At 41.3% G+C, this 14,222-nt stretch carries 10 protein-coding genes and 1 other RNA gene; all 11 read right to left on the bottom strand.

What is annotated here, in order from left to right; translation table 11 throughout:
• Positions 1-943: 943 nt before the first annotated feature.
• Positions 944-1,540, bottom strand: coding sequence for a recombination mediator RecR (gene recR / locus CD039_RS11325; RefSeq protein ID WP_002472351.1), 597 nt, complete (start codon positions 1,538-1,540; stop codon positions 944-946).
• Positions 1,541-1,544: 4 nt separating this feature from the next.
• Complete coding sequence (locus CD039_RS11320; RefSeq protein WP_103372399.1) at positions 1,545-1,862, bottom strand: YbaB/EbfC family nucleoid-associated protein; 318 nt, start codon at positions 1,860-1,862, stop codon at positions 1,545-1,547.
• Positions 1,863-2,006: 144 nt separating this feature from the next.
• A complete protein-coding gene (gene dnaX, locus CD039_RS11315; protein ID WP_390612092.1) occupies positions 2,007-3,725 on the bottom strand; it encodes a DNA polymerase III subunit gamma/tau in 1,719 nt (572 codons plus the stop codon).
• Positions 3,726-3,806: 81 nt separating this feature from the next.
• Positions 3,807-4,337 carry a GNAT family N-acetyltransferase gene (locus tag CD039_RS11310; RefSeq protein WP_049405302.1) on the bottom strand — a complete coding sequence of 177 codons (531 nt, stop codon included), beginning with the start codon at positions 4,335-4,337 and terminating at the stop codon, positions 3,807-3,809.
• Between the two features lie 434 nt (positions 4,338-4,771).
• Positions 4,772-5,040, bottom strand: an RNA gene (gene ffs, locus CD039_RS11305) — signal recognition particle sRNA large type.
• 121 nt (positions 5,041-5,161) lie between these two features.
• Positions 5,162-5,881 (bottom strand): trehalose operon repressor, encoded by a 720-nt coding sequence (gene treR, locus CD039_RS11300; protein WP_103372397.1) that lies wholly within the window; start codon positions 5,879-5,881, stop codon positions 5,162-5,164.
• A gap of 3 nt (positions 5,882-5,884) precedes the next feature.
• On the bottom strand, positions 5,885-7,546 hold the full coding sequence (locus CD039_RS11295) for an alpha,alpha-phosphotrehalase (RefSeq protein ID WP_103372396.1): 1,662 nt from the start codon (positions 7,544-7,546) through the stop codon (positions 5,885-5,887).
• 31 nt (positions 7,547-7,577) lie between these two features.
• Positions 7,578-9,008: a PTS system trehalose-specific EIIBC component gene (gene treP, locus CD039_RS11290; protein WP_103372395.1), complete on the bottom strand. Its 1,431-nt coding sequence runs from the start codon at positions 9,006-9,008 to the stop codon at positions 7,578-7,580.
• Positions 9,009-9,394: 386 nt separating this feature from the next.
• The gene (lip, locus tag CD039_RS11285; protein WP_103372394.1) at positions 9,395-11,788 is read right to left on the bottom strand and encodes a YSIRK-targeted triacylglycerol lipase; all 2,394 of its coding nucleotides are present in this window, start codon (positions 11,786-11,788) and stop codon (positions 9,395-9,397) included.
• 475 nt (positions 11,789-12,263) lie between these two features.
• The gene (locus CD039_RS11280) at positions 12,264-13,664 is read right to left on the bottom strand and encodes a DHA2 family efflux MFS transporter permease subunit (protein WP_103372393.1); all 1,401 of its coding nucleotides are present in this window, start codon (positions 13,662-13,664) and stop codon (positions 12,264-12,266) included.
• Positions 13,665-13,695: 31 nt separating this feature from the next.
• On the bottom strand, positions 13,696-14,124 hold the full coding sequence (locus tag CD039_RS11275; protein WP_103372392.1) for a MarR family winged helix-turn-helix transcriptional regulator: 429 nt from the start codon (positions 14,122-14,124) through the stop codon (positions 13,696-13,698).
• Positions 14,125-14,222: the final 98 nt, after the last annotated feature.

The following is a 14,222-nucleotide window of genomic DNA, read 5'->3' as shown; positions in this document are numbered from 1 at the left end:
TGTGTTTATTGGAATTAACGTTGACATATTGTCATTTAGTTTTCAATGTTCATTTTGGCGTTCTTTTTCTTTCGCCGACAAGAATTAATTATACGCCCTTTGTCATTTAATGTCAACAAAAAGTTTTAATTAATTTTTGTCGTTGTCGAATGTTCGTTTTAACAACTTCGTCCGACAAGTAAATACTATACACGCTTCCAAGCTTTTGAACAACAGTAAAAATTACACCTTACCCATTTCATCTCCCTCTAAACATACTCAAAAACAAACTATTTATATATTTGTATCTTTAAAGTTCGTTTAGAGGGTTTAAACTCCTTAAAAACGCCCTCTATTAATGCATTCCACACTCATAAACCAAACTACAAATTTCTTTAAACTTTTTTACATCCTCAAAATATTTTGCTAACCTGTCGCTTCTTTAATCATTTTATACAAGCATCACTCCAGTCCAACCCCCCCTATCCCCCCGCTTAACTTTTCTCCTACATCACTTCACCAATACTCAATCTAACCTCACTACCTATGAAGGAAATACCGCTCGCTCCTCACGCATCTCCTCCCAACAAAAAGCGACAGACTTCTTCAGCTAATAAAATTCAACGTGTCACATGGAGGATATATCCTCCCAACATAAAAACGACAGACCACTTCGGCCTGCCGCTTCACTTTCTATATTTACTTAACCTCGTGCCCTAGTGGCTTTCTCTTCTATATGAGAGTCAATCCTTCAGGCGCGCAAGACTGACTGCACACCTACGTATTCACTTTGCCACATGTCGTGTAGTCCTTTTCTCTTGTAGGAGACTCAGCTACACACGCACATGAGATCGCACAATCAAGCACTCACTCAAGCACAGATCCCCAAGACTAGCCAACGCTCACACGAGTCTGACCATCTCCACATAGTCACGTAACCGCGCAGCCACCTAAATTACGCAAGTTACATCTCTGTTCGACCTGCGATGGCTTTTGATAACGTCACTTCATCAGCGTATTCTAAATCGCCACCTACAGAAAGACCTTGAGCTAGACGTGTCACTTTGATGCCGATAGGTTTAACTAAACGAGAGATATACATCGACGTTGATTCACCTTCAAGGTTAGGGTTCATTGCGAGAATAATTTCTTTGACACCTTCGTCTTTCAAGCGCTCAACTAGCGTAGGGATATTGATATCTTCTGGCCCGATACCATCCATCGGCGAGATTGCACCGTGCAGTACGTGATACAAACCATTGTACTCACGCATCTTCTCCATAGCGATAACGTCTTTGTCATCCTCAACTACACAAATTACCGAACGATCTCGATTCTTGTCTTGGCATATATAGCATGGGTCTTGTTCAGTGATATGACCACACTCACTACAATAAGTGAGTTCACGTTTCACATCGACGAGCGCTTTCGCGAACTGTACCACGTCATCTTCTTTCATATCTAATACATGAAACGCCAGACGTTGAGCCGTCTTCGGTCCAATGCCTGGCAATTTCATGAAACTGTCTATCAGTTTCGAAATTGGTTCTGGATAATGCATAGCATCACATTCCTGGAATGTTCAAGCCTTTAGTGTGCTTACCTAAGCGTTCTTGTGTAAGCTCGTCTGCTTTGTTCATCGCTTCGTTAGTCGCAGCAAGCACTAAATCTTGAAGCATTTCGATATCATCTGGGTCTACTGCTTCTTCTTTAATTTGAACGTCGAGCACTTCTTTATGACCTGACACATTTACAGTTACCATGCCGCCACCTGCAGTACCTTCTACGCGTTCTTCTTTGAGCTTCTCTTGCTCTTGACCCATTTTCTTCTGCATCTTCTGCATTTGTTTCATCATTTGTTGCATATTTCCGCCACCGCGCATAATTGATATCCTCCTTATATGTGTTTATCTATAGTTATTATGCTTTTGTTTCATTATACATGGCGAAAGAATCGTTGTCATGTCTCACTCGTTCGCATGTATCATGTCCGTACTCTCTCATCTGTTCTTCCTCAGGTACAATGGTTACTCTTCATCAATAACATTCACAGTCTCTTCTCCGAATAAATCTCGCGCTTTCTGAGCGACATCGACTTCAGCCTGCTCATTATCACCAGCAGCTGTATTCTCGGAATGAGAAGCACTACTCTCTTGCGCTGTCTCTCTTCCCGGACCTCTATGACGATCTTGAAGATAATCTGCACGTACTTGCATCCACTGACTCGAAGGCACACCTACGACGCGAACTTTCTTGTCGATAATACTAGAAACGACATCTTCAATGCTCGCCCGTTTACTCTCATCTTTATTGACGATGCCGCAATGGATTTCCTCCTCGAATTGCACGAGGACTTGTTCCGCACTTGCCGCTACAGGTACTGAGTTCTGAAGCAAGCTCACCAATGCTTTCTGATCATTGTTCTGCGCGTGTGCAATTACTTTTTTCCAGTTATCTTGCAGTAATTTGATGTCTTCTTTATTCGCATTATCTAGCACTTTATAGATCATTTGCTTAGAATATGCTTTTTGACGTCCACCACTACGTTTCGTTGGACGTTGACGCTGTTGAGGTTGACCCCCTGCTTGTGCAACACCTTGCGATTTCAATGTCTTCAATTCGTTCTCCAGCTGTTCCATACGTTGTAAGAGCACATCGTTATTAGGCTCTTGAGCGACACTCGCTGTTGCCACGTTCTGCACTGTTTCAGGTTGCGCTTTAATCATCTCAGCCATTTTAACCAGTAAGACCTCAAAGTGCACGTTCTGATTTACACTGAAACGGATGGAGACGAGCGTATCATTAATGACATCAATCATTTTATATAACGTGTCCAGGTCAAAGTTCTCCAAGGCGGTATAGTTAAAATGCGTGTCAGACGTCTTAGCCATAATCGTATCGCGAACGAAGTAAATCATATCATTGATGAGACGGTTGACCTCTTTACCATCAGCTACAAATTGATGGTACGTTTCAAATGCAGCACGGACGTCACTCTCTGCGACCTCTTCGAACAGACGGTTAATCGATTCTTCGTCCACACTTCCGGTCACGTCTAACGCGTCCTGTAATGTGAGGTGTTCATCACCGAAAGCAATCGCTTGGTCCATAATACTTAAAGCATCACGCATACCACCTTCTGATGCCTTAGCGATAAAGTCTAACGCGGCATCTTCATAATCAAGTTCTTGAGATTCTGCTACATAACGCAAACGGTCAACAATTTGATCGTGACCAATCGCTTTGAAATCAAAACGTTGCGCACGTGAAATAATCGTCGGTGGAATCTTGTGAGGTTCCGTCGTCGCAAGAATAAATACCGCATGAGCTGGAGGTTCTTCTAACGTCTTTAACAGGGCGTTGAAAGCGCCTGTTGTTAACATGTGAACCTCGTCAATAATATACACTTTGTATTTCGACTCACTTGGAGCGTATTTCACTTTATCACGTATGTTGCGGATCTCATCTACACCATTGTTACTCGCGGCGTCAATTTCAATCACGTCTGAGTTTGTACCTTGAGTTATCCCTTTACATATTGGGCACTCATTACAGGGCTCGCCATCTGTAGAACGCTCGCAGTTAATCGCTTTGGCAAAGACTTTAGCGATACTCGTCTTCCCTGTACCTCGAGGTCCGCTGAATATATAGGCATGGGATTGTTTCCCTTTAGATATCGCATTACGTAAAGTCTTCGTGACATGAGACTGACCCACAACATCGTCGAAACTTTGGGGTCTGAACATTCTGTACAACGCTTGATAATCCAACTCTGCACCTCCGCTTGCAATTCTTCTCTACCTTCTATATTCTAATGGTTTCATTGATTAATTGAAAGACTCAGGATACACCACTTCACCGTGTGGATACTCCTCTAATTGGTCCCACAGGAATTTCACCATCAAGTATTCTGGCGCAATCTCAAACGGTGCTGTGATATCGTAATCAGCTGCAGTTTGATAGCCAAGTTGATGATAATATCCTGGATCGCCCAACACGATGACCGTCGTATAATCGTCTGCTTTCGCACGTTCTTCCACAGCTTGAATGAGCGCTTTACCAATCCCTTGTTGTTGATACTCCGGCAACACGGATACAGGTGCTAAAGCCAATGCTGTGTACGTACTTTCTCCATTAACAATCTTCACCTCAGATAGCATCGCATGTCCGATGATATCGCCTGTTTCTAATTTCGCTACAACTTCGAGTTCGTAGCGATATTCTGGTGCTTTACGTAATTGTGCGACTAAATGATGTTCATCATGGTTTGAGTGTGGTACGTCTCTAAACGCCGCTTCAATCATATCTAAACTTTCGGCATAGTCATTCTCAGTTAAAGTACTTAAATAGATTTGCATGAGGTCCTCCCATTCGTCTGTCTTTCGAAATCCTTTGTATACAATGATTGTCAGTTACTTTCAATCATAACACGTTCATGGTCTAACGCGTGAGCATGAGCAATCTTCTCGACATTTCTTTCTCGCTCATGGTAAAAGACCAGGGCGCTGTTAATGCGAAAGAGTAGGAAATGTAGTCAACGCACGCTCTCATTTATGGCCAAATCCCCAATCCCTGTTAGGTTAAAACGTGTTGCCCTTTTACAAGTCGCCATTAGCATTTCACTTTGTAGCTTCAATACAAAAGGATAAATTTAAGTCTATTCTATAATAAAAAAAGAGTGTCTGCACGATATCAAGGCAGTACACTCATCTATATAAGTCAGTATTGTATTTCAATGTATTTAAGCTGGTCGAAAACTCAGCTACACGAGTCATTTTAAACATAAAAATAACCGTGCACCTTCGCGTCGAGTGTATCTCATAAACGTTACCAAAGTCGTTAGCTAAATTTCGGCTACCCTACGGCACATACGAGGATCCACTTAATGCTGCTTCCGTCAGGACCTGACATGATTCATGGGTTCGTATTGCATAGGACCGAAATCTTCAAACACTACGTATTTTGGGCAGACTTTACAAAGATACACCCTCGGCAAAGGGGTTAAGTCTTGCATAAGCGGCTTTCAAGTACAGGGAACCGCTACCTCCCCACCTAGCACGGCAAATGTTATCTTACTATAATTCATAGTTAAAATGCAAGCTTGAAAATCTCGCAGCGCTCGAAAGATCTACCTATCCAAGCCAAAATGCCACCTATTGGACACAAACTTCACTACTAAAGTTTAGTTTCGACGTGAAAATTCTCGGAATTTAAACTCTGTAGCAATATGTTTCGAAACATTATATTGAAACTTTGTTGTATCGTTTAAATGCACTACCCCTCTCACTGTAGCGGTGTACGGCGTAGCATGAGAGCTAAACAGTGTCGTTTCCATCTCACCAAAGGGTTCAAAGGAAATTTCTTTATGCGCATACCCTACTTTAGTATTTAATGTTTCTTCTAAATAGTGGTAAATCGATTGAGCAGCAATTTGAATATTTAACTCAGGCAGGTACTTCTGTACGAAATAATCTTCATCAATAATTTTAACTTGTCCGTGCAAACGACGCGTACGAATAACGTGCCATAACACATCACTCATCTTTAGATCTAAAGCAGCTTTCACCTGAGGCACATCGCCCGCTTCCACCTCTTCAAAACATTCGACCACCGTTTGATAGCGTTGGCCTTGTCGCGCATTGATTTCTTGAAAGCTTTGTAAGTCGTTAAAGGGCAAGGTCGTTATTCCTTGATAGATGACGACGGACCCCTTACCTCTCAATTTCTGAATCATTCCATTATCCATGAGCAACGCCAAAGCTTTACGCACTGTTTCACGAGAAGTATCAAACGTTCTCACTAACTCATGTTCAGACGGGAGCACTGCTTGATAAGGGTACGTGCCCTCCATGATTGCATCCTTTAACTTCTCATATATCGTGATAAATTTCCGTTGTGCCATCAGTTATTCACTTTCCTTTTCCCACTTCTCTTCTTGGGCAATCACCATCGCACCGTAGCCTTCTATTGTTCTTTGGTTCAACTCACTGTTCGCGATGACAACCGCTCCTTCTATATTCAATGACTCTGGAAGTGGCACACTATGCTCAGAGAAGTTCGCAATGACGAGCCAACTTTTACCTTCATAATTTCGGCGATAAATAAACAACTCTGGATGCGTCATGTATAGAGGTTCAATATCACCATAGGTTACGATATCGTACTGGTGCCTCAAAGTAATCAACTTGCGATACGTTTGTAATATAGAGTTTGGATCTTCCATCGCTTGTTGAAAGTTGATATGTCGATAATTATGATTCACGTCCATCCAAGGTTCGCCTTCCGTAAATCCGGCATGGCGTTCATCGTTCCACAACATTGGCGTGCGTGAATTGTCACGTGATTTTTGATTTAAAATAATCAGCGCTTCAGCTTCTGACACACCTCGTTCTAATAAAGACTTATACGCATTAATCGCTTCAACGTCTTGATATTGATCGATAGATGTGAAATTAGGATTAGTCATCCCAATTTCTTCACCTTGATAAATGTACGGCGTTCCTTGCAACATGTGTAGGACAATCGCCAACATTTTACCACTTTGAACTCTCAACGCTTCCGTAGCATCATTACCAAATCGAGAGACGATACGCGGTTGATCATGGTTGCACCAAAATATCGCGTTCCAACCGCCACCTTCATAAATACCAACTTGCCAGTCCATCAGAATCTCTTTCAGCTGAAGAAAGTCCATAGAAGCATTGGTCCACTTGTCTCCACCTGCATAATCGACCTTTAAAGGATGGAAGTTAAAGACACTATGCAATTCTTGACGTTCCGGCTGCGTATATTTAAGGCAATGATCCAACGTTGTGGAGGACATTTCACCGACTGTCATAAGATCAGTGTCCCCGAATGTCGCTCTATTCAACTCATGAATATACTCATGTACGTGTGGTCCATCAGTATAGAACTCCTTACCTGTGCGCTCGGAATCTTTGAACGCTCCCTTTGAAATAAGGTTAATCACATCAAAACGAAAGCCGTCGACACCGAAATCGATCCAATACTTCACGATCCGATGCAATTCTTTACGCACTTGAGGATTATCCCAGTTCAAATCGGCTTGAGACACGTCGAACAAGTGGAGATAGTAGTCATCGGTTTCCGTCTCTTGTTGCCAAGCGTTGCCTCCAAATTTCGATTGCCAATTCGTCGGCGGACCTTTACCTTTTGACTTTTTAAAAATATAGAAGTCCCGATACGGACTTTCAGGATTATTGTATGCATCTTTGAACCATTGATGCTCTGTCGAAGTATGATTAATGACGATATCCATCATAATCTTTAAATCACGTCGATGTGCTTCTGAGATGAGTGTTCGCAAGTCATCTAAGCTACCAAATAGCTTATTCACTTGATAATAATCACTAATATCATAGCCATTATCATTCATCGGTGATTGATAAACAGGTGTTAACCAGAGGTAATCTACGCCTAAATACGCTAAGTAATCTAATTTATCTGTAATACCATTAATATCACCTTGTCCATTTCCAGTCGTATCATTAAATGATTTCGGATAAATTTGATATACGACTGATTTACGCCAATCCTGTTGAGACATAGTAACCCACCTTTTCATTGCGTCTCATAGTTTATTTATTATCGACCATTTCTTTCGCTTTATCTTTACTCATTTTAGAAAATAGAATGGTCAGTATGAATGGAATAATCATTGCTGCTACTGTACAGATTAAATATACAGGCCAATACTCACTTTTAACAGATAAAAATGCAGGAACACCGCCAACGCCGACTTTCGCAAGCACTTCGTTACCACCAATAATTGCGCCGAGAAACGCTGAAGTAATAATCGAAGCGAAGAACGGATATTTCAGCGGTAAGTTCACACCGAACATCGCCGGTTCAGTGACACCGAGTAGACCTGACACACCTGATGTAATCGCCAAACCTTGTTCTTTCTTCATCTTTCTTCTCCAATACACATACCATGCACCAAATGCAGCTGAGCCTTGGCAAATGTTAGAAATTGCAACAATCGGCCATAAATACGTGTAATGCAAGTCGCTACCCATCAACTGGATATCAACAGCTAAGAACATATGGTGTAAACCTGTGATGACTAATGGCGCATAGAAGAAACCGTATAATGCACCACCGAGCCAACCTGCATGATGGAAGATGTAAGTAACGCCATCCGTAATACCTGTACCTATCCATAAAGCGAGCGGTCCAATAACTACAAATGACAAGAAACCTGTAATTAAGAGTGCCAGTGGACCAACCACAAGCATTTTAATTGAATCATGAACGACTTTGTTCAAACCACGTTCAATTAACGATAGGACGTATGTAGCAAGTAAGATCGGTAAGACTTGTCCTTGATAGTTCAGCTGTTTCACTTCTAATCCGAAGAGATTCCATGTCGGAATGTGACCTTTAGCAATATCGTACTGGGATACTAACTGAGGATTCATCAACACAAGGCCTAGCACGAGACCGAGAACCGGGTTGCCACCGAACACACGCATACTACTCCAACCTACAAGTGCTGGCAAGAAGACGAACGCTGTATTCGCAATCACATTAACGATATCCGAAATATCTCCCAGTTGAGGATGTTGCTTCACTAATGATTGCTCACCGAATAGATGATCCATCGTGAGTAAGTTATTTAACCCTAGCAATAAACCCGCTGTCACAATTGCTGGCAAGATCGGAATGAAGATATCTCCCAACAGTTTAATCAAACGTTGGAGCGGATTCGCTTTCTTACCCGCTGCTGCCTTCACTTCTTCTTTCGTCGACTCAGAGGTACCTGTTTCTTGAATAAATTGCTTGTACACTTCATCTACGGTACCTGGACCGATAACGATTTGATACTGATTCTCTGCTTTAAATTGACCTTTCAATAAATCGTTGTTCTGCAAACGTTCAGTATCCACTTTACTATCATCATTGAGCACAAGTCTCAGTCGCGTAATGCAATGCGTGGCTTTGTTTACGTTCTCTTTGCCACCAATTGCTTCTACGATGTCTTTCACGTCTTTTTTCTTAACTCCCAAATTGGACACCCCATTCCTTTCAGTTAATCAAAGTATAACTTGTCTATACAATTTGTGTAAAGGCTTACATTTGAGTAATGAGTAGGTGTTGAAGTCGCTATACCGTCCATTGTTTGCTGTTATAGGTAAAATGATGGAGCAACGAGCAAACTTTAGTATAGAAAGGGATTAAAATTTTCACACAGACCGATAATAGTGCGGTCTCAAGACTTTCTCTCTAAAACGAAAAAAGCACCAAGACGACGTTAAATCAATCGTCGCCTCAGTGCCTGCCAAACTTAAATGCTCATTACTGTATTTTATCCAAATAAGTTCTTTAAAAGTCTAAGTAAAGAGCTGAATAGTTCTACAACATTTCCTGCCATGTGATGAACTCCTTCCATTGATTATTCTTCAATACTTACGAGGTCGTCTGCGATACCTCTATAGAATTCTTTCAATTCTTGCGCGGAACGTTTCGTATCTGAGTAATCTTGTCCAACGAAATCAGCGTGGTCCCAACCTTTCATGACAGGTGTCACTTGCCATACACCTTTCTGATCTTTATCTGAAGCGTCAACGTGTGGTTGGTTGAATGGGTGAAGACCAGAAATGACAGAAACGAGACCATCATTATCGCGCCATTCTTTTTCGTTCACTTTTCCAATCACATTACCTGTGATAGAGAGTAAGAACATCATGTTAAGATCTGACTTGTAACGACCACCTAAACTACGGTGTGACGCAGAACCTGTATATGTCTTGTAAGAGATATTCGGATTCATTGATGTGTTCTGGTTAATCTTAGATGCACCTGCGAGAGATAAATCATAGAAAGCGTTGTCTTTAGACTTCCATAATTTATCATTCTGTTTCACGCGTTTAAGATAGTCGTTGAATGATTCACCATCGCGTTGTTTAAGACCCCATTGACCAAGACCGAGATCTTGCTTCGTATCTTTGCCACCAGTCCATTTCGCATAGTCATATACGACTTGGCGGATCAACGCTTCATTACCTAACTTGTCAGAACCGTGAGAACCATTATGTGGCGTCGCTAATGTTGTGATTGAAGAAATCATATTGTCATGGTCTCCTTCGTATAGCGGTGAAATGTCGCCACCATGTTCTTTCTGATAATCTTGTTCTTCTTTATTACCATTGCGTAATAACTCTTCAAGTTGACGAATTGTTTGTCCACCCATACTATGACCAACTAAATGAACTTTCTTACCTGGTTCCCAATCTTTGTAGACACCTTCGTATGTCTTACCGTAGCGGTCATGACCGTATTTCTCTGCGTGAGCAGCACCGTAGTCGACTGTACCGCCTTTAAGGTAGTAGTATAGCTCAACCGCTCTGTCATAGTTACTGCCGAATGCACTTACGCTTGCTTCATACGTCTTGTAACCATGTTGTTCTAAATCTTGCGTGATGTCTGCTTTATCTCCGCCCCAATAATGTTCGAGCACATCAGGTTTGATATCATCTGTATAACCACTTAAACCGTGTACTAGCACGATCGGTTCTTTGTTTTTGTAGTGTTGTTGATCCGCTTTCTTATCCGGTTGGTCTTTCACTTCTTCCGCTTCTCTTGTCTTGCTCTTGTTGTTAGATTGTGTTGCGACAGCGTTGTCTTTAAGTGTTTTTAAACCTTCTTTTTCATCTTTATCTTTCTTCTCATCTTCTGATTGATCTTGTTTATCTAATGTTTCGCTATCTACTGCTGAAAAATCAGGGTCAATTTCTTTCTTTTTATCGGCATCATCAGTGTCTTGATGTGCAGTCATTTTACTAGTAGCTTGAGTGGCATCATTGGTATTGTCAGCTTTGTCTTGCGTTGTTTGCGCAGATTGATTGGAAGGTTCAGTGGCATGCGTGTTCTGAGCTTGAGCGTCACTATCATGCTTAGCGTCACTGTCTTGAGCTTTGACATCATCTGTAGCTGAGTGATCGTCAGCTGAGTGGTTAGTGTCGTCGGATTGCGCATCATCGTGTTGTGCTGTTACGTCTGAGTCAGATGAAGTTGCGGGATCCTCATCGTTAGAAGTTTGTTTATCGGACGTATGGTCTGTCGCATCTGCATCGTGTTTCGCAGCGTCAGCTTGTTGCGCATCTGCATCATCATCTGATTGATCTGCGTCTTGTTGGTCAGCATCTTGGTCGTGTTTGGCAGCTTGAGTGTCGTCATCTTTAGTATTTGCGTCTGTGTCCGCTTCGTCATCTTGTTGTACACTATCTTGATGACTTTGACTCGCATCCGCCTGATCATCTTGCGCTACGTCATCGTTGTCAGGTTGCGCATCTGCATCATCGTCAGTGGCTTTCGCATCTGTATCGTCGTTAGCTTGGTCTTGTGATGGAGTTTGTTTAGTCTGATCTTTAGAGTGAGTGGCATCATTAGTGGATTGTGAAGCATCACTTTGAGTTGCGTCGTTTGCAGCATGAGTATCTGTAGGCTGCTCAGTTGAAGTGTTGTCAGGAGTGTCTTTAGAAGATGTGTTAGCATCGTTAGTTTGTGGCGTATCTTTATGTAGGCTATCTTTTTGATCTGTTGCATCTGAATCTTGCGGTGTCTCTTGTTGAGAAGTTTGTGATGTATTCGGTGTTGATTCACTATCTTGCACAGCTTGTTCCCCAGTTGTCTGTGTCGTTGAACCTGTCGTACTATCCCCTTGTTGCTCTGCTTTCTCTGCAGCGTGGGCACTTCCGCCACCCAAGAATAGGAGTGAAGCGATTAGGATGGACGATGCCCCTATGCTAAATTTGCGAATACTGTACTTATTTCTTCTTTGTTTCATATTCAACACCTCTTTAATTTTTTAGTTGCGAATAGATCCTTAGATAAAAATATTGACGATTGCGCGTGGAATAAGTTCAAGAATTTTAATAAAGAATGCTTTAGCTGTCATTTGTCATCCTCCTTCTTCATTATAAAAAGTAGACACTCCCAACACTCGTTATTGTGAATGACACTAGTTTTTTAGAGATAATATTTTATGTTGCCAATAACAAGTTTTTCCATTTTTATAATTTATTTATTAGTATTATATATAACAAATTGACACCATTCAACCGTTTTACAGAAATTTTAGGAAACGTTTTCAAATTTAAAGGTGATTTAGGTTTTAGCTATCGGTAAAATGCCTTTTACGATGCATAAAAAAACACTTCATAAAGTAAGTGGGTGGCTTAACTTTATGAAGTGCGTGTAAAGGGAGGAGAGATTATATTGAACGCTAGTCCGCCTTTCAAGAGTAACCTCCGAAAATGATCCTATTCTCCTTCTGTATACTTGTTCTGCTCAATGAAGAACGACAAGATAATACCTAGTAAAGCGATGAAACTTACGGCAATATACACTGCTTTGAAACCTGAAATCATCGCTAGTAAATGCCCATGTGTTGATGCTTTAGATACCGTAGACATTAGCGTGATTAATAGTGCAGTACCAATTGCTGACGCTACTTGCCGGATGGTATTATTCATCGCTGTACCGTGCGTGATGAGATGCGGTGGCAAGGCGTTGATTGCTGCGGTAGTCATCGGCGTCATAATTCCTGCACTTCCTACAGAAATCAAGGAGAAGCCAATGATGATTTGTGGAATAGACGTAGAAATTGTCGTAAAGGCGAGCACGAGACCACCGATAAAGATAAAAATCATACTACAAATACTGAGCAATTTCGGCCCTAAAATGTCATAAATACGTCCACCTACTGGAGATAGAATACCAAGCAAGATACCTCCAGGTAATAAGACGAGTCCTACTCCAAAGGCCGTCTTGTCATGAATGCTTTCTAAGTAGAGTGGTAAGATGCTCATACTACCCATGAAGATGACAATCATAAAGACGATAAGAACCGTTGAAATGGTAAAGTTAACGTATTTATACACCCTAAACTCCAATACAGGTTGTGCAAGTTTGAGTTGTCTTAAGATAAACGCCGTTAAGATTAACGCGAATATGATAATTGAGCCGATTGAAATAGGATGTAACCAACCAATTTCCCCTGCGATACTTACGCTGAAGAGAATACCGCCGAAACCTAATGTTGAAAGTACAACTGAGAAGATGTCGAGACGCATAGGGTTAACCTCAGAAACATTTTCCATAAAGAAGAGACTGATGACGAAGTCTAAAAGTGAAACAGCAAGAATAATTAAGAACAATACTTTCCAAGTCATAATATTGACGATATAACCTGACAAGACAGGTGCAATCGCTGGCGCAAAGCCGATGACAAGACCGAAGACGCCCATTGCGACCCCGCGTTTTTCAACTGAAAAAAGTAAGAATAGTACGGTTTGTGAAAGAGGGAGGAGTATCCCTGCACCGAGTGCTTGTATAATTCGCCCTATTAATAAAGAAGTAAAGTTAAATGAAAGAAAGCTGATGAGCGAGCCCACGACCAAGCAAGTCATAGCGGTAAAGAACAGTTGACGAATCGTAAATTTGTTTAGTAGAAAAGCTGAAACAGGAATGAGAATCCCAGAAATTAACATAAATATGGTGGTCAGCCATTGAGCTGTGGTACTTGAGAGATTGAAGTCTTGCATAATATCTGGCAAGACACTAGTGAGAATGGTTTGGTTCAACACTGCGATAAATGCGCCTAGAAGAATCATGCTGACGATGAGTATTTGTCGACGCTGCGATATTGAACTATGTTCCAAGTTAAGGACCTTCCTTTCGTATGATTTCAAATTAATAGTGAGTCAGACGTTGAGAAATTGAATTTAAGACTTTAATCGTCGTATCAATTTCTTCCTCTGTGCAATCTTGTAGCAAGTCATTCTGAACAGTGAGACCAATGTCGTTCGCTTTTTCAAATAACTGCTCCCCTAATGGTGTGAGATGATAATATTTCTTACGCTTATCCTGCGCATCCGTTTCCGCTTCGAGCATCTCCTCGTCCAACAGATGCTTTACCGTCTCTGTCATTGTCGGCACACGAACCTCTGCTTTGTTAGCCAAATCTGAGACAGTCAATTTATCTTGACTAAAATGAATGTATTTGAGCACATTCCATTGCGTAAGTGAAATATTGATCGGCACGAACGCGTTGGTAGATACTTGATAATATCTTTTATGAATCTTTAAATATTCTTCGAATAATTGTTGCACTTTATCCATCGTCTGAGTTCCTCATTTCTTATAACAATTTGGTTAGGCTACCTAAATAATTATAAGGCGCACTTTTTTAATTGTCAATGACCTGTTTTTGCGTAAAA

Source organism: Staphylococcus argensis (assembly GCF_002902305.1).
Classification (GTDB): domain Bacteria; phylum Bacillota; class Bacilli; order Staphylococcales; family Staphylococcaceae; genus Staphylococcus; species Staphylococcus argensis.
The sequence above is the reverse complement of the archived record's forward strand: the minus strand, read 5'-3'. Positions and strand labels throughout refer to the sequence as shown.